We start from the raw sequence: 16,158 nt of genomic DNA, 5'->3' as shown, positions 1-16,158 counted from the left end.
CGGATGCGGGGTTTTCCGACTGCGAATGCCGGGGATCAGTTCTATTCGCGATTACCGAAGAACTGAAGCAGCATTACGAACAGGTTCACGAAGTCCAGATACAGCTGCAGGGCGCCAAAGATGGCTTTCTTGCCTGCGGTCGCCTGATCATCGTGGGCGTGGTAGCTTTCCTTGATCCGCTGGGTGTCATAGGCGGTCAGACCGGTAAAGATCAGAACGCCCGCACCCGAGATCACGAACTGAAGCATCGTGCTGCCCAGGAAGATGTTCACGACACTGGCCAGGATGATCCCGATCAGACCCATGAACAGGAAGCTTCCCCAGCTCGAAAGGTCTTTCTTCGTCGTATAGCCGTAAAGGCTCATCGCGGCGAAGGTGCCTGCGGTGATGAAGAAGGTCCGCGCGATGCTTTCACCCGTGTAAACGAGGAAGATCGACGACAGCGACAGACCCATCAGAGCCGCATAAATCCAGAATGTGGTTTGTGCGGCACCAAAGCTCATCTTGTGGATGCGGAAGCTCAGGAACAGGACGAGGCCGATCGGGGCCAGCATCACGATCCAGTGCAAACCGGTTCCGAAAATCGCCTGCATCAGGGTAGGGCTGGTCGACACAGCCATCGCGACGATACCGGTCAGGGCAAGTGCAGATGCCATATAGTTGTAGACACGCAGCATATAGGCGCGGAGACCTTCATCAATCTCGGCCGCCGACCGGCCAACCGAGACGTCATAGCCGCGTTGACGCGTTTCAAAAGCCATTGAAATCCCTCTTTGATCCATAACGGGCAGAATGTTCATAGAACTCTGCAATGCTGAAAATATGGCAGCATTTCCGTGAAAAGCAACGGTTTGGCTAATTGTGGTATCCCCGGAACTGACAATATTGTGATCTTGTTCACTTTGTCTCGAAACGCGATTTTCTGACCATTTCGGCCTATAATTTCGTATCCTTTCAAAGGATCGGTACTGTTACGCGCGGTTTCGCCCCGGTTCAGGTGGCGGTTTGGGTCGTCGATGGGAAAAAAAGTTTTCGATAACAACGGCATATTGGAAACCTGTGGATCGAACATGTTCTTGTTCATCTCGCGGGTCGGGCGTGCGTCGTTGCTCGGTTTTGTCCTGTCGCTTTTCGCCGTTTCCGTCGCATCGGCACAGAATCCGAATTTCGTTGCCTCCAAAAAGGCAAACGAGGTGCCGGTATTTGATGCGGTTTATCCCGAAGATGAATTTTGTGCGACGGCGGGTGTCGGTGGCCTCTGTGCTGCCGAACCGGTTGATGTGCCCGAATTTGACGCCAATTTCATTTATCGCTTCGTTGCCTACGAAGCACAGCGGCCGTTTGACCGGTTTTCATGGCAGGCAATGGTTTCGCTGGTCTGGCCTTACGATGGTGACGGGAATCCGATTGATGCCGGTTACCGGCACCCCGATGCCGGGTATGCATGGTGGGAAACCTATCGTGACAAATATTCATTGTTTGCCGGGGCGTCGGCACCCGATGATCAATGTCGCAACGATCTGCCCGACGGGGCTTTGTTGCTATCGGCCTTCGTGCAGGCCTCGGGCGACGTGCTGATTGATCAGGCGGGAAACTTCGTTCTGTACGAAACGCGGGTGAATGATATTGCCGCCGATTATATCCGTTGGAATGGCCTTGATAGTGCCGCCGGTCGCATGGCCTTTGCCCAAAGTGGCCAGTCTGTCGGCTTCCCGATTCTAAAGCTGTCTGCGGGGGCTGGAACCTTAACGGGGGACACTGCAAATCTGCTGGCCAGCGACAAGACGGCTTTCAAGCCCGGCGCGCAAATGATCAAGTTTGCCTGGCGCATCATGACCGATCCCGCCGATCAGGAACGCTATTATACAAAACCGGCCCGGATCGCCGTTGCGGCAAAGGATGCCGTTGATGGCAGGGCCAAATGCCTGGATGTGACGGTCGGGATGGTCGGTTTGCACATCGTTCAGCGTGTCAAAAGCGGCAATGGGGATCGCTGGATATGGTCGACATTCGAACATGTCGATAACGCACCACTGGCATCAAATGCACGCCGCCCCAACAGCATCATCGCCAATGACCTGTTCCCCGAAGGTTGTCTGGGCCCGGACAAAACCGATCGTGATTACGTTTTTTATGACGGTGTCGACCGTGCCGACCATCTTGCCAATCAGATCGTACAATCCGATCTGCGCTGGGCGGACGAGCCACCCTATGCCCGTGATCCGGATGGCAATCGCGTCACTGCGCCCGATATCGTCCGTTGCTGGCGGCTTTTTTCCGGAACGGCAGAGGCGAATTTCGTCTGGCAGCGGAAACTGGGTGACAGTGTCTGGAAAAACTATTTTCTGGTCGGCACCCAATGGATCGGAAATGGCGGCGGGGCCCCGTTCGGGGTGGGGGAAGTTCCCCGATTCTTAAGTAACGTCGCCCTTGAAAGCTTTATCCAGCATCAAATGGATGGCACCTGCCTTGGCTGTCATTCCACCGCGTTTACCGATGCCGGGCAACCGTCCAATTTTACCTTCCTGCTCGATCCGGGCCGCTAGCGGGTACTGCGTCATGTGGTGCCGGTCTGATCACGACAAAATGGTTCATATTTGCCGATGCATCGACTAGCATGTGCCGACCAAAACGTCGTGAAATCAAAAAATCAAAAAGACGTGGCGGATACAGGGAGGAAACATGCTACCGGTTCGTGCGGATTACGCGTCGGTGCGTTCGGATTTTGTCTGGAACGTGCCTACTCATTTCAATATTGGTGTCGATGTTTGCGACAAATGGGCAGACGACCCTGATCGTCTTGCCCTGATGTATCGCAGGCGCGATGGATCGCGCCGCGATTACAGCTTTGCGCAGCTCAAACGCCTGTCGAACCGTTTCGCCAATGTCATGCGCCGCCATGGCATCCGTCGTGGCGATAGGGTCGGTATTCTGTTGCCGCAAAGCCCCGAAACCGCCGTGGCCCATATCGCCACCTATAAAATGGGTGGCATTGCCGTGCCGCTTTTCAACCTGTTCGGGGTCGAGGCCCTTGAATACCGGCTTGGCAACTGTGCCGCAAAGGCACTGGTGACCGATCAGGAAGGGGCGCGCAAAATTGCTGAAATCCGCGATCTGCTTCCGGCGCTTGAATATGTCTATGTGATTGATGGTGCGCCCGATGGCTGTTTTGATTTCAAGGCACTCTCGGCCGAGGCCAGCGATGAATTCGAACCGGTCAAGACGCGCGCCGATGAACCGGCCCTGATCATTTACACATCGGGCACCACCGGCCAGCCAAAGGGCGCGCTGCATGCCCATCGCGTGCTTTTGGGTCATTTGCCCGGTGTGGAAATGTCGCATGACTTCTTCCCGCAGGACGGCGATGTCATGTGGACCCCGGCCGACTGGGCATGGATTGGCGGGTTGCTGGATGTCCTGCTGCCGGCCTGGCATCACGGCAAGCCGGTCGTGGCCCACCGTTTCGAAAAATTCAGTGCCGAGGCCGCCTTTGGCCTGATTGCCGAATATGGCGTGCGCAATACCTTCCTGCCGCCAACCGCGCTCAAGATGATGCGCGCGGCTGGCGACGATGTGGCGGCAAAGTTCAAATGCAATATTCGTTCAATCGCAAGCGGTGGGGAAACATTGGGTGCAGAACTTCTGGATTGGGGGCGTCGCGTGTTTGGCGTTACCATCAACGAGTTCTATGGCCAGACCGAATGCAACATGGTGGTCAGTTCCTGTCAGTCGATCATGGCCCCCAAACCCGGCGTGATGGGCCGCCCGGTGCCGGGGCACGACGTTGCGGTGATCGATATGGCCGGGAATGTCCTGCCTGCCGGTGAAATGGGCCGGATTGCGGTTCGGTCGCCTGATCCGGTGATGTTTCTGGAATATTGGCGCAACCCCGAAGCCACCCGCGAAAAATTCATCGGGGAATGGCTTCTGACCGGCGATATGGGGCAGCTTGACGAAGATGGCTATATCCGTTTTGTCGGGCGCGATGATGATCTGATCAGTTCGGCGGGGTATCGCATCGGCCCGGGCGAGATCGAGGATTGCCTGATCGGCCACCCGGCGGTGCGCATGGCCGGGGTGATCGGCAAACCCGACGAACAGCGCGGCCAGATCGTCAAGGCCTTCGTCGTGCTGGCCGACGGGGTCGCACAAAGTCCGGAACTTGAAGCCGATATCCGTGATTTCGTCAAAACCCGTCTGGCCGCCCACGAATATCCGCGCGAAATCGCCTTCATGGAACAATTGCCGATGACGACAACCGGCAAGGTCGTCCGTCGTGCGCTTCGTGATCTGGCATGATTTCCGACGATACCCAATCGAAATGAAAAGGGCCGGTCTGTGATGGACCGGCCCTTTTGGGTGTTCTGCACTGCGTGCTATTCGTTACGCAAAAGCGGTGCCGCCGGGCTTCGCAATGCCTGCCATGTCCCGATGAAGCCCGCCGACAGGGTCGCCGCCAGACCAATCGCAATCGGGCCAAAGATCGTCATCGGCAGGAAGGTCCAGCTCGCTTCCATGATCAGCACCAGAACCGACCAGGCCGCAAGACTGCCAAACAGGGCGGCAATCACCCCGGTGGCAAGGCCCAAAATCCCGTATTCCAGCGCATAGGCATAAAGGATATTGCCGCGCGTCGCCCCAAGGGTTTTAAGGACAACCGCATCATAAATCCGTTTGCGCCGCCCGGCGGCAACCGCACCGGCAAGGACCAGAACCCCGGCGACAATCGCAATCGAACTGGTTGCGTTAAGCGCGGTGCCGATCCCGGCCAGAATGGCATTGGCGGCCTCAAGCGCCTCGCGCACCCGGATCGCCGACACATTGGGGAAATCCATGCCGATCATGCGATCAACCGGTTCTTCCATGTCGCGCGGCATATGGGCGGTCGCAATCAGGCTATAGGGGGCCTTGTCGATCAGGCCCGGCGAAAACACCATGGCGAAATTCATCCGAAGGCTCTGCCATTCGATTTCGCGCCAGTTGGCAATCTCGGCGGTGATATCCCGGCCCAGCACATTGACGGTCAATGTATCGCCCGGCTCCAATGCGAATGCCTCGCCAATATCGCGCGAGATGGAAACAAGCGGCTTGGCCCCGTCGTCATAATCAGCCGGCCACCATTCCCCGCGCACGATCTGGGTTTCGGGCGGCGGGCTTGCCGCAAAGGTCAGGCCACGATCACCGCGCAGGAACCAGCGATCATCTCCCGGACCAACATCATTGGCATCGACCCCGTCAATCGCAACCACGCGCCCACGCAGCATCGGTGTTTGTTCGATATCCGAAACGTTATCTTTTTCAAGAAGTTGCGTTTTGAACTGATCCATCTGATCAGGTCGGATATCAAGGAAGAAGAAGGCCGGGGCCGAGTCCGGCAGATTTTCCGATATCTCGTGATCCAGATTTCCCTCGATCCCCGAAATCGTCACCAGCAGCGTCAGGCCAAGACCGAGCGACAACGCAATCGGCACCGTGCTGGCACCCGGCCGATGCAGGTTTGCCAGCGCCAATCGGCTAAAGGCATTGCGCCCGCCCGTCATCCGTTTTGAAAGCGATACAATTGCCTTGCCCGCCGCGGCAAAAACCGCAATCGCCAAAAGCGATCCGGCGATAAAGCCAATCGCGATCTCGCGATCCGTTGCGGTAAAGACCGTAAGCAGAAGCAAAAGGATAAGCGGCACACCAACATAAGGCAGGTCACGCTTACTTAACGCACTGCCATTCATCAATCCCGCACTGGCGCGGAAAAGCCGGGCTGCCGGAATTTCACGCGCACGCAAAAGCGACGGCATGGCAAAGACCAGCGTGGTCAGAACGCCAAATGCCGTGGCAATCAGAAGCGACGGCAATGCCGGGCCCAATGTCACATCAATCGGCAAACGCCCGGCCAGAAGTGGTGCAATGATCGCCGGTGTTACCGCCCCGATCAGAAGCCCGATCCCAATCCCGACAAGCGACAGCATCAGGATTTGCAGGAAGTAAATCCGCAACACCAGGCCATGTGATGCCCCGATGGATTTAAGCGTCGCGATAACGGATGTTTTGCTTTCGATATGGCTGCGCACCGCATTGGCAACACCAATCCCGCCAACCAGCAATGCCGAAAGCCCCACCAGTGTCAGAAACAGCGTCAGCCGTTCGATAAACCGCCGCAGGCCCGGATTGGCATCCGATACATCGCGCACGCGCCACCCGGCATCCTCGAACTGTGCGTCAAGCCGGTCGCGAAACACCTTTGGCGTTTCCGCATCATTCAAATCCAAAGCGTAATAATAATTGATCAGGCTGCCCGGCTGCACCAGTCCGGTCTCGGCAAGGGCATCCATCGACACCATTAAACGCGGGCCGAAATTGAAAAAGCCAACCGCCTTGTCGGGCTCGGTCGCGATCACGCCGCGCACCTGAATATTGATATCGCCAAGGCGAACCGTATCACCGACAGTAATCTTCAACCGCTCCAGAAGCCCGGCCTCGGCCACACCGCCCCAGACACCGTCCTTTTTAGAAAGGGCACCGTCAAACGCAATACCGTCGGCAAGTTCCATCTCGCCAAACAGCGGATAGACATCATCAACCGCCTTAAGCTCGACCAGCCTGCGCTGCTCCGGCCCATAGGCGGTGGCGCGCATGGTCGCAAGCCTGCCCATGCGTTCGGTATTCTCCGAAAGCCAGCTTTGCTGTTCCTCGCTTGCGGGCATATGGACAAGCCGAAGCTCGACATCGCCGCCCAGAAGGGCGCGGCCATCGCGCTCAAGCGCATTTAAAACGGATTCCGAAACGTTTCCGACCGCAGCGATTGAACCAACGCCAAGTGCCAGACAGGCCAGAAAAATACGAAAGCCGGAAAACCCGCCGCGCAATTCCCGTCGGCAGACCCGCCAGGCAATCGACCACAGCTTTTCCGCCCCGTTGGTGGATTGGGAAATACGGCTCATATGTCGGCATCCTGTTGCGTAACGATTTCCCCGTCGCGCAGCATGATCGACCGGTCGCACCGCGATGCCAGCCCCGGATCATGCGTAATCAGAAGCAAAGTCGATCCCTTGCGTTTCGCCAGATCAAACAGCAATTCGATAATCGTTTCGCCCGTGGCCCCGTCAAGATTGCCGGTCGGCTCATCCGCCAGAAGCAGTTCCGGGTCGGTCGCAAGCGCACGTGCGAGTGCCACGCGCTGCTGTTCCCCGCCGCTCAACTGGCCCGGATAATGGCCGATCCGATGACCAAGTCCGACGGCCTTAAGCTCCGCCTCGGCCCGCTCAAACGCATCCTTGCGTCCGGCAAACTCCATCGGAAGGGCCACGTTTTCAAGCGCTGTCATGGTCGGGACAAGGTGGAAGTCCTGAAACACGATGCCGACATGATGGCGGCGATAAAGGGCCAGACCATCTTCATCAAGCTTGCGCAAATCCTCGCCACAGATATTGATCGTGCCCGCCTGCGCCTGCTCCAGCCCGGCAATCACCATCAAAAGCGATGTTTTGCCTGATCCCGATGGCCCGACAAGGCTGACACGTTCGCCCGCGTCAATCTGGATATCGACCCCTTTGAGGATATCAACAATCCCCGCCGGTCCCTTCAGGCTCAGCTTAAGACCGGAAACATCGACGGTGCGCTGGCGCGCGGCCTCTGTCGTATTCGCTGTTTTTTCCGGCATAGAAGCAGTTTCGGTAACACTCATTACGGGTCCAATCGGGCTAAGGCATTGCAGGGGCGAAGAAACGGGTTAAATAACTGTACGGAATTTGGTGTCACCAGTTCAAATTTGACTTCAGATTTGACGATCTCAGGGTAACCGATGGGTGACCAGCAGGTAACCAGAGGCTAACCGTCTGTGCAAGATGACAAAACATAAGGTGAGATTTGTGGCATACACGCTGTTCGGGCAAGACCCGGCTGTTAACCAGTTCACTTTCAAGCAAAAGCCCGGATTGTTCGAAGGGCTTTCCCGCCGCCTGTTTCGATGTGCCGGGATGGGTTTTGGTATTCTGATTGGCGCCATGAGCCTGTTTGGCATTCATGATGCCCAAGCCGCCGACAATGCGGCAAACAACACTGCCGACAATGCCCCGCAAACCCTGATGCTTTATGGTGACAGCCTGATGGCGGGCTACGGTCTCTCGCACGAGGATGGCTTTGCCCCCAGGCTTGAAGCCGCCCTTCGCGATGCCGGGCATAACGTCAAGGTCATCAACAGTTCGGTTTCCGGCGATACGACGGCGGCGGGTCTTTCGCGCCTTGAATGGGCGCTGGTGGATGATCCCGATATCGTGTTGCTGGAACTGGGTGCCAATGACGCGCTTCGCGGGGTGGAACCATCCCAGACCCGCGAAAATCTTGATGAAATCATCGGAAAGCTGCGCGACCGCGATGTTGCGGTCCTGTTGGCCGGGATGATGGCACCACCCAATATGGGCAAGGAATACGGGGCTGAATTCAATGAAATCTACCCCGAACTGGCAGCAGAATATCAGCTCGCCTTCTATCCCTTCTTCCTTGATGGGGTCGCCGCCGATTCCAGCCTTAATCAGGATGACGGCATCCATCCCAATGCCGACGGCGTCAAGGTGATCGTTGAACGCATCCTGCCGCAGGTGATTGACGTTCTCGAAGCAGATTCCTGATTTTCCGCCTCCGCACCAACCGCATTCAGGTGACCGGATTTCTCAAAGGCTGTACCCGTTGGTGCAGCCTTTTCTTCTTGCGGTGGAATTCGATAATTCCTTTTATAACAAATAATTGCTGGGCGGCATTGGCATGAAAATACAGGATTTCCATCGTCCTCCAGGATCAGTTTCGACAGAAACTATCCCGAAAAACTGCATACGTAGATAGAATTAGAAAGCAAACCGAAACGATTTTGGTGAAGCAGGGCGGGGCAAAGTCGATCTGCTCGTTTTTTCAGGTTTATGTGTTTATTATCAATGGTTTGAGATGTTTCAGGGACGGCTGGGAAATGGTAAAAACCGGCCCGAAAATGGCCCAAAAGCCCTCAGAACACCTGATTGAGTGTGAAATTAACACATCATTTACTTTCGGTTATGTTTCGAATATCCCGATCCGCAACTACATTTGTAGTCATCTCTGGTTTGATCTGACAGAACAAATGCAAACGAGACGTTAATTCAACCAAATTGACGCCGTTGCCGCCGGGGCGAGCCAAAGCATAAAAACCGAAAATAATTCAATAATAACAATATATTATGGATTTTCCCCCGTTTATGGGGCCGCAAACATGGGGGATCCATTCTTGCGGGCGGGCTAAGGGGCTGAAACTCAGGCGAAGAATCGATAATGCGGGAAAAGATATTTTAATATCAAATACTTATCTTGTCTCTACGGTATCGGGAACCCCTGCGAAATCGCCTGTTTTGCCTGTGGATGAATCGGAAGCGATTCAATTTTGCCTACAACCGCAGTTGCAGCCGGGTTCTCCCGCCGCTACACTTTAGCCAAATTGATCTTCTCAGTCGGGATTGCGGTGGTTTTTCCGCCGTAAGATATTGATTTAAATTGATATATATCGGGCAAGGGTGATGGCGGCACAATCAGTCAAACAATCCTACACCATTCCGTGTTCTTCGATGTTCCGTGATGCTGTTCTCGCACTGGCCGCCAAACGCGGGGTCAATGCGGCCGATCTGGCGCGTTCCGTCATGCTGATTGTGCCCGAAGGCGCGATTGAAGATTACGAGGACCCGGGCGATCCGCCGCCGGGTGATCGTGAAACCATCGTCCTGAAATCAGGCCCCGCCGAAGGCCGTCCCTGGCGGCGCAAACCAAGATTGCAATTGCGTTTGCCACCGGGGCATTCAATCATCGCGGTGCGCAAGGCGCTCAATATGGCGCTGCATTTCGACAAGGGCGAAGTCAAGATGCGCGTTGAAAAGGCCGATATCCTTGCGGCCGAACGCAAGGCACTGGAAGAAGCCCACGCCATCCGAAAACGCCAGGCCGAACCGCCCGTCGAACTTCTGCAATCGCGCGAGGAACTCGAACGTCTGCGCGCCATTGTCGATAATCTGGCGTTCGAACCGCTGGATCGCGGCGTCACCACCTTTAACGAAGCCCTGCATGTCATGGGCTTTGCGCCCAATGCCCGTCCCGACATGAAGTCCATCCGCACCAAATATCGCATTCTGGCCGCCATTCACCACCCCGATAGCAATTATGGATCGCACCAGCGCATGACACAGCTTAATGCCGCCATGGACCTGTTGCGCCGACATATTGCCTGACGGGGCAGGGCTGAAATCTTTGTTCGCCCATTGTGAATGGCCCCCCCGAATGCTTAGATAATGCTTGGATAACCACAAGACCAAGAAAACGGACCGCCACATCATCAGGCAGGTTTTCAAAAAGCGGGAGAATGCATGACGGCTGAATTTCATGCGGCACATGCCAGCGGGGAAAATTGGGCAGCAGTCGCCACCGAACTGGCCGATCAATTGCAAACACAGCCATTGCCGCAACAGGCACTGGCTTTTTTATATGTCTCCGAGGCACTGGCCGCCGACCTTGGCAGCATCCTGACCTTCCTGCGTTCCCGCCTGTCGCTTGAACACTGGGTCGGCACTGTCGGGATTGGTGTGTGCGGGTCTGGCCGGGCCTATTTCGGGGTTCCGGCCGCCTCCGTGATGGTGGCCCCGATTGATCCGAATGATTTTCATATTTTCGAACCGCTTAAAACCGATAACGATCTCGATGCACCGGAATTGCAGCGGGCGATTGATCGCCTGCAACCGATCTTTGGTCTGGTTCACGGCGATCCGGGCGCACCTGACAGCCTGGCCACTCTTTCCGAACTGGCGCGTCTGGGGTCAACCTATCTGGTTGGCGGCATTGCATCGGGGGAACGCGGCGCGCCGCAAATCGCCGACAAGGTCGTCGAAGGCGGCCTTTCGGGGGTTTTGTTTGCCGACAAAACGATTGTGCAGGTCGGAATCAGTCAGGCCTGCACCCCGGTCGGACCGGTGCATCGCGTGACCGAGGGACGCGATGGCATCATCGCAACCCTTGATGATCGTCCGGCCCTCGAAGTTTTCAAATCGGAAATGGAAGCCGACGGTAACGAAAATTCCATCGCCTCGGGCCGCTATCACGTTGCCCTGATAGTGCCGGGCTCTGATACCGGCGATTTTGTTGTCCGCAACCTGATGGGGGTCGATCCGCACAACAACCTGATGGCCATCAGCGGCGATGTGCAGGTGGGCGATACCATCCGTTTCGTGCGGCGTGACGGCGTTGCTGCCGAACAGGATTTGCGCCGCATGCTGGGCGATTTGCAAAAACGCCTTCCCGGCAAACCGCGCGGCGCGCTTTATTGCAGTTGTGTCGCCCGCGGGCCGCATCTGTTTGGCACCGAAAGCCGTGAAATGATGATCATCCGCGATGAAATCGGTGATCTGCCGCTCACCGGATTTTACGGCAGTGGCGAGGTCTGCAATGATCGCTTTTACAGCTATACCGGGGTTCTGACCCTGTTCATCTAGGATCAAATGCGTCGAAAATTCATTGCAATTCCATGATGTTGCAAGAAAATTTGCGCTAAAAGCTTTCATCACTCCGCGACCGGGATATATTCATACCATTGAAAATAAAATGCGCCCAATCAGGGCGTAAAAGGGGATTGATCTATGGAATATCGTCGATTGGGTCGGACTGACATCAATGTCAGTGTGATTTGTCTGGGTACCATGACCTGGGGCCAGCAGAATACGCAGGAAGAAGCGTTCGAACAGCTCGATTACGCCACCGGCAATGAAATCAATTTCATCGACACCGCCGAAATGTATCCGGTTCCGGCGATGGAAGAAACCTTCACCAGAACCGAAACCATCATCGGCAACTGGCTGGAAAAACGGGGTCGTCGTGATGATCTGGTCATCGCATCCAAAATTGTCGGCCCGGCAGAACGTTTTCCCTATGTCCGGGGTGGCCCGCGCCTGACCCGTGCGCAGATCAACGAGGCGATTGACGGTTCCCTCACACGCCTCAAAACCGATTATGTCGATATCTATCAGCTCCATTGGCCGGATCGGAATTCCAACTTCTTTGGCAAGCTCGGTTACGTCCATGACGCGAACGAGGAATTCACCCCGATCGAGGAAACCCTCGAAGCCCTGCATGACCTCGTGCAGGCAGGCAAAATCCGCTATATCGGTCTGTCGAACGAAACCCCGTGGGGCTTGATGAAGTTCCTTGAACTGGCCGAGAAAAAAGGCTGGCCGCGCGTGGTTTCGGTGCAGAATCCTTACGGGCTTTTGAACCGGACTTATGAAGTCGGTCTGGCGGAATGCTCGATCCGCGAAGATGCCGGTCTTCTGGCGTATTCGCCATTGGGCGGTGGCGCTTTGTCGGGCAAATATCTCGGCGGTGCCCGCCCGGAAGGCGCGCGTTCATCCATCTGGCCGCAATATTTCGGCCGCTACCTGACGGAAAATGGCATCAAGGCGACCGAGGCCTATGTCAAACTTGCCAAGGATAACGGTCTTGATCCCGCGCAGATGGCGCTGGCTTATGTCAATACCCGCCCGTTCCTGACCGCCAACATCATTGGTGCGACCAGCATGGAACAGCTCAAATCCAATATCGGCTCTGCCTATCTTGAACTGTCCGACGACGTTCTGGCCGAGATCGAGAAAATCCAGACAACCTGGCCGAACCCTTGCCCGTAAGGCAGGAAGAAACCAGATAGGTCTCAGATACATTAAAAGGAGGCGGCGCATGTCTATACTGATTTCCGGCAAGGAAACCAATCTTGGTCCCCTGTCCGTGCGCCGCGTCCTGCCACATCGGGATGTCCGGTCTGTCGGTCCGTTTGTGTTTTTTGATCGCATGGGACCGGCATCGTTCGAGCCGGGGCAGGGGGTTGACGTTGCCCCGCATCCCCATATCGGGCTTGCCACCGTCACCTATCTTTTCGAAGGTGCGATCCGCCATCATGACAGCCTTGGAAGTTTGCTCGAAATCCAGCCGGGCGATCTCAACTGGATGAGTGCCGGGCGCGGCATCACCCATTCCGAACGCGAAACCGATGCGGTACGCAACAGCCATCATAAACTCGATGGCCTGCAATTATGGGCGGCCCTGCCCGAAGACGAAGAAGAATCCGACCCGGAATTTTTCCATATCGCCAAGGACGACCTGCCGATTATCGAAGATGCCGGTTTGCATATGCGCCTGATCGCGGGCGAGGCCTTCGGCAAAACCGCCCCGGTTCCGGTCAAGTCCAAGCTGTTCTATCTTGATGTCCGCATGGATGCTGGCGCGCAGCTTCTGCTGCCCGGCGAAAATCAGGAAGCCGCCCTGTATGTCGTTTCCGGCAGCCTGCGCATTGATGGCGATCTGTATGAACCGGAAAACTTCATCTATATCGCGCCCGAAGAAATTCCCGATATCGTCGCCCAATCCGATTGCCGCGTGATGCTGCTCGGCGGGTTGCCGGTCGGCTATCGCCATATCTGGTGGAACTTCGTTTCCAGTTCCAGGGAACGGATCGATAAGGCCAAGGCCGACTGGGCCGCGGGCCGCTTCCCGCAAATCAAGGGCGAGGACGACATCATCCCGCTGCCGGGCCGTTCGACCGGATAAATACCGGGCGGTCGTCCACTCAAATCCCCATCTGCCAGATTGTCGTGCGTGAGTTCCGAATATGCGTTTGTTTGTTGGCGTCGAAATTCCGGCTGATATTGCCGACGACCTTTACCCGTTGGCGCGCGGGATCAAGGGGCTCGATGCCCAGACCCCGGAAAACATGCACATCACGCTGAAATTCATCGGCAATGTCGATCCCGGTCTGGCCCGCGAAATCGATGCGGCCCTGTCCGAACTCCCGTTCGAACCGTTCGACCTTCGCGTGCAGGGCCTTGGCATCTTTGCGTCTGCCCGCAAACTGCGCATTTTCTGGGCCGGTGTCACTGATCAACCCGCCCTGCACAGTCTTGCAAACCGGGTGGAAAAGGCATTGCTGCGGCTCGAAGAATGCCCGGACATGGACATGCGCAAATTCACCCCGCATATCACTTTGGGCCGTAACCGCGACGCCGCCCGTGCGACCGTCGAACAGGCGGTGGCCGACAATATCGACCTGACCTCGCGCAGCTTCACCGTTGATCGCTTCTGCCTCTACGAAAGCCACTCAACCGTCGATGGCCCTGAATTCCGGGTGATTGCGGCGTATAACGGGTTTGAATGATTGGGCAGACAAAAGCCTGACTGCGGCTTCAGAAAAGGGAACAGTCCCCTTTTTCTAATTCTAATCGAACAATATTCTACACAGGTTGAAGCCCGTTTTATCTCCCACCAGCATCGTCTCTTCATCAAAGGCCAAGGCAACACGATCATGTTTACGCTGGCCAAGACTCATCCCTGGTGTCAAGGGCAACATGCCCAATGGGGCGGACAGGTCCGGCGGATATATCAGGATCTTGTTGAGCCCAGCGAGCTTCAGCACGCTATAGGACATATCCCGGCTAAAGGTCAGATCGCCCAGCGGCAACTGGCTGACAGCTTTCAGATGCAGCTCAGGCGCACGAGGCTTCTTGAAGCGCTGCCAGAACCCGCGCTCCTCGGCAACCGCACCAACGATGTCATAATCAATGACAAGTTTCGTTTCAAAGGTTGGCCCGCTGTTGAAATGGGTTGCTTGCCCCCCGTTTGTTACCGCGCGGAGCTTCCTGCCCCACAAGAACGCGTCCATTATAAACAACCAAGAAGAGCCCATTGCACGGTCACGCCACGCTGCCATGACTTCTGGGGAGTTCAATTCCACCGGCAAGCCGGTCCACTCGAAACTGTCGCCCGTTCGGCGCAGAAACGCAAAAAAGCGCCCAACCCGGACTCTGAAATTATCAGATAGCGTCACCAAAAGCAGATCATCACTGACCGCCATGGCGCTCAGTGGGTTGGGTTTGCGACCAAAGGAATCCTGTCGGGAAATCTCCATTTCCGCGAGGAAATCCATATTGCGAATTGGATAGGTCTGAAGACACCGGCTAAAATCGGCAGACATCACGTGCAAGCGATCATAATCCAGCCAGCCAAAGGCCCCGCGCCACGGAAACAAGCTGCTTGAATGATGATCAGAGGATGCATTTTCCTCAATCGCAGACCTGTAAAGGCCCACTGTCTCGAGCTTATCAGCCGCAGGCGACCACACAGCAGCCAAAGGCGCGCCATCCTTGACGGAGGAGCCCTCTACCAGAATTCTTGCGTCTGGCAAGATGACCATGGACCGGGCCCGCTCTATCACCCCTTCGAAATTAACTTCGCGGATGATTTCGGATTTTAATCTTTTTTGGCTATTCGCAAATACCCTGCGGGCGGACAGGTCTTCGGACGTCATCGCATATCCGTTAGGTTTTTTCTGATTTTTCACCCAAGCTCTATGCTCGTCATACCTTACCGTCAAGCGCGCGTGCTCGCGGCCCCAGATAAGTACCGCTCAATGCCGTTTCGCAAAGCACTCGAGAAAAGGGGACTGCGAGAAAAGCGGACAGGCGCCTTTTTTACAAACCGGACGTCCCGCAACTGAGCAAGCCCGAACAAACCTTGGGTTCCACAGACGGCCATCAAGCTCACGGCCTGCGCCACGGCGACTTCCGGCAATGCAGGACTTCGGGCAACGCCGGACACATCCCGGGCTTTCGCCAGCTTTGCCAACAGACGGCCCGCAGACAGCCAGTCCCTTTCGGCAATGGCCTGACCTCGAAGTCCGGACATACCACGGGCCCAAGGACCAAGGGCCTCCCGCAACCTCGCCGACGGACCATCATCGGGCTTTCTGCCCACCTCGATCACTTTCCGGCCACGGCGACAACCTGCCACCCCGACGTCCAGACAAACCTCGGGCGGCCGCCATTTTCACCAGCAGACGGATTTCGGGCGCACTGCCCCCAACCTGCCCACCACCGACGGGCCACAAATCACTGCCGCCACTGCTGCCATTTATGCCCCATCCGGCAAATCCGGGGTCCGTTCCCCGATAAGACGCACCTCTCCTGTCATGACAAATAAGCGTGTTCGAAACGTATTAGAACCGGCGCGGAACACCGCCGTAATGGCTCCGCCATCCGCCGACGCATATCCTGCGGGCTGCCCCGCTGCCCTGCCTCAATCCTTGCCGCTGCATCCTGATATCCTCTTTGATCCGGCCCCAAA

At 56.3% G+C, this 16,158-nt stretch carries 12 protein-coding genes; 8 read left to right on the top strand and 4 right to left on the bottom strand.

Annotated features, from left to right (window positions below; all coding sequences use genetic code 11):
- Positions 1-41: 41 nt before the first annotated feature.
- The gene (locus BC440_RS11710; RefSeq protein ID WP_063092477.1) at positions 42-761 is read right to left on the bottom strand and encodes a Bax inhibitor-1/YccA family protein; all 720 of its coding nucleotides are present in this window, start codon (positions 759-761) and stop codon (positions 42-44) included.
- A 309-nt stretch (positions 762-1,070) separates the two neighbouring features.
- Here BC440_RS11710 and BC440_RS11705 point away from each other — a divergent pair, with 309 nt between their 5' ends.
- On the top strand, positions 1,071-2,546 hold the full coding sequence (locus tag BC440_RS11705) for a hypothetical protein (RefSeq protein ID WP_223304898.1): 1,476 nt from the start codon (positions 1,071-1,073) through the stop codon (positions 2,544-2,546).
- A 136-nt stretch (positions 2,547-2,682) separates the two neighbouring features.
- Positions 2,683-4,299 carry an acyl-CoA synthetase gene (locus tag BC440_RS11700; protein ID WP_063092479.1) on the top strand — a complete coding sequence of 539 codons (1,617 nt, stop codon included), beginning with the start codon at positions 2,683-2,685 and terminating at the stop codon, positions 4,297-4,299.
- Positions 4,300-4,376: 77 nt separating this feature from the next.
- Here BC440_RS11700 and BC440_RS11695 read toward each other — a convergent pair whose 3' ends face one another.
- Positions 4,377-6,935: an FtsX-like permease family protein gene (locus BC440_RS11695; protein ID WP_063092480.1), complete on the bottom strand. Its 2,559-nt coding sequence runs from the start codon at positions 6,933-6,935 to the stop codon at positions 4,377-4,379.
- Positions 6,932-7,678, bottom strand: a complete 747-nt coding sequence (locus BC440_RS11690; RefSeq protein WP_110252387.1) for an ABC transporter ATP-binding protein — start codon at positions 7,676-7,678, stop codon at positions 6,932-6,934. Before BC440_RS11690 ends, BC440_RS11695 begins: the two co-directional genes overlap by 4 nt.
- A 184-nt stretch (positions 7,679-7,862) precedes the next feature.
- Between BC440_RS11690 and BC440_RS11685 the strand changes: the two genes are divergently transcribed.
- From BC440_RS11685 to thpR, 6 genes are all read left to right on the top strand, one after another.
- Complete coding sequence (locus tag BC440_RS11685) at positions 7,863-8,621, top strand: arylesterase (protein ID WP_223304897.1); 759 nt, start codon at positions 7,863-7,865, stop codon at positions 8,619-8,621.
- A 912-nt stretch (positions 8,622-9,533) separates the two neighbouring features.
- Positions 9,534-10,235: a J domain-containing protein gene (locus BC440_RS11680; RefSeq protein WP_007088749.1), complete on the top strand. Its 702-nt coding sequence runs from the start codon at positions 9,534-9,536 to the stop codon at positions 10,233-10,235.
- Between the two features lie 135 nt (positions 10,236-10,370).
- Positions 10,371-11,489: an FIST C-terminal domain-containing protein gene (locus tag BC440_RS11675; protein ID WP_063092481.1), complete on the top strand. Its 1,119-nt coding sequence runs from the start codon at positions 10,371-10,373 to the stop codon at positions 11,487-11,489.
- Between the two features lie 144 nt (positions 11,490-11,633).
- Positions 11,634-12,674 carry an NADP(H)-dependent aldo-keto reductase gene (locus BC440_RS11670; protein WP_063092482.1) on the top strand — a complete coding sequence of 347 codons (1,041 nt, stop codon included), beginning with the start codon at positions 11,634-11,636 and terminating at the stop codon, positions 12,672-12,674.
- Positions 12,675-12,723: 49 nt separating this feature from the next.
- A complete protein-coding gene (locus BC440_RS11665; RefSeq protein WP_063092483.1) occupies positions 12,724-13,590 on the top strand; it encodes a pirin family protein in 867 nt (288 codons plus the stop codon).
- 61 nt (positions 13,591-13,651) lie between these two features.
- Positions 13,652-14,194: an RNA 2',3'-cyclic phosphodiesterase gene (gene thpR / locus BC440_RS11660; RefSeq protein WP_063092484.1), complete on the top strand. Its 543-nt coding sequence runs from the start codon at positions 13,652-13,654 to the stop codon at positions 14,192-14,194.
- A gap of 60 nt (positions 14,195-14,254) precedes the next feature.
- Here thpR and BC440_RS11655 read toward each other — a convergent pair whose 3' ends face one another.
- Complete coding sequence (locus tag BC440_RS11655) at positions 14,255-15,343, bottom strand: hypothetical protein (protein ID WP_063092485.1); 1,089 nt, start codon at positions 15,341-15,343, stop codon at positions 14,255-14,257.
- Between the last annotated feature and the right edge of the window lie 815 nt (positions 15,344-16,158).

It is taken from the genome of Thalassospira sp. MIT1004 (assembly GCF_001858545.1).
In the GTDB taxonomy this organism is placed as follows: Bacteria; Pseudomonadota; Alphaproteobacteria; order Rhodospirillales; family Thalassospiraceae; genus Thalassospira; species Thalassospira xiamenensis.
The sequence above is the reverse complement of the archived record's forward strand: the minus strand, read 5'-3'. Positions and strand labels throughout refer to the sequence as shown.

What these genes read in the sequence shown, in the direction of transcription:
- BC440_RS11695 (WP_063092480.1), bottom strand. Translation starts at nt 6,935, where the DNA reads ATGAGCCGTATTTCCCAATCCACCAACGGGGCGGAAAAGCTGTGGTCG.
- thpR (WP_063092484.1), top strand. Translation starts at nt 13,652, where the DNA reads ATGCGTTTGTTTGTTGGCGTCGAAATTCCGGCTGATATTGCCGACGAC.
- BC440_RS11680 (WP_007088749.1), top strand. Translation starts at nt 9,534, where the DNA reads ATGGCGGCACAATCAGTCAAACAATCCTACACCATTCCGTGTTCTTCG.
- BC440_RS11700 (WP_063092479.1), top strand. Translation starts at nt 2,683, where the DNA reads ATGCTACCGGTTCGTGCGGATTACGCGTCGGTGCGTTCGGATTTTGTC.
- BC440_RS11710 (WP_063092477.1), bottom strand. Translation starts at nt 761, where the DNA reads ATGGCTTTTGAAACGCGTCAACGCGGCTATGACGTCTCGGTTGGCCGG.
- BC440_RS11705 (WP_223304898.1), top strand. Translation starts at nt 1,071, where the DNA reads ATGTTCTTGTTCATCTCGCGGGTCGGGCGTGCGTCGTTGCTCGGTTTT.
- BC440_RS11665 (WP_063092483.1), top strand. Translation starts at nt 12,724, where the DNA reads ATGTCTATACTGATTTCCGGCAAGGAAACCAATCTTGGTCCCCTGTCC.
- BC440_RS11655 (WP_063092485.1), bottom strand. Translation starts at nt 15,343, where the DNA reads ATGACGTCCGAAGACCTGTCCGCCCGCAGGGTATTTGCGAATAGCCAA.
- BC440_RS11670 (WP_063092482.1), top strand. Translation starts at nt 11,634, where the DNA reads ATGGAATATCGTCGATTGGGTCGGACTGACATCAATGTCAGTGTGATT.
- BC440_RS11690 (WP_110252387.1), bottom strand. Translation starts at nt 7,678, where the DNA reads ATGAGTGTTACCGAAACTGCTTCTATGCCGGAAAAAACAGCGAATACG.
- BC440_RS11675 (WP_063092481.1), top strand. Translation starts at nt 10,371, where the DNA reads ATGACGGCTGAATTTCATGCGGCACATGCCAGCGGGGAAAATTGGGCA.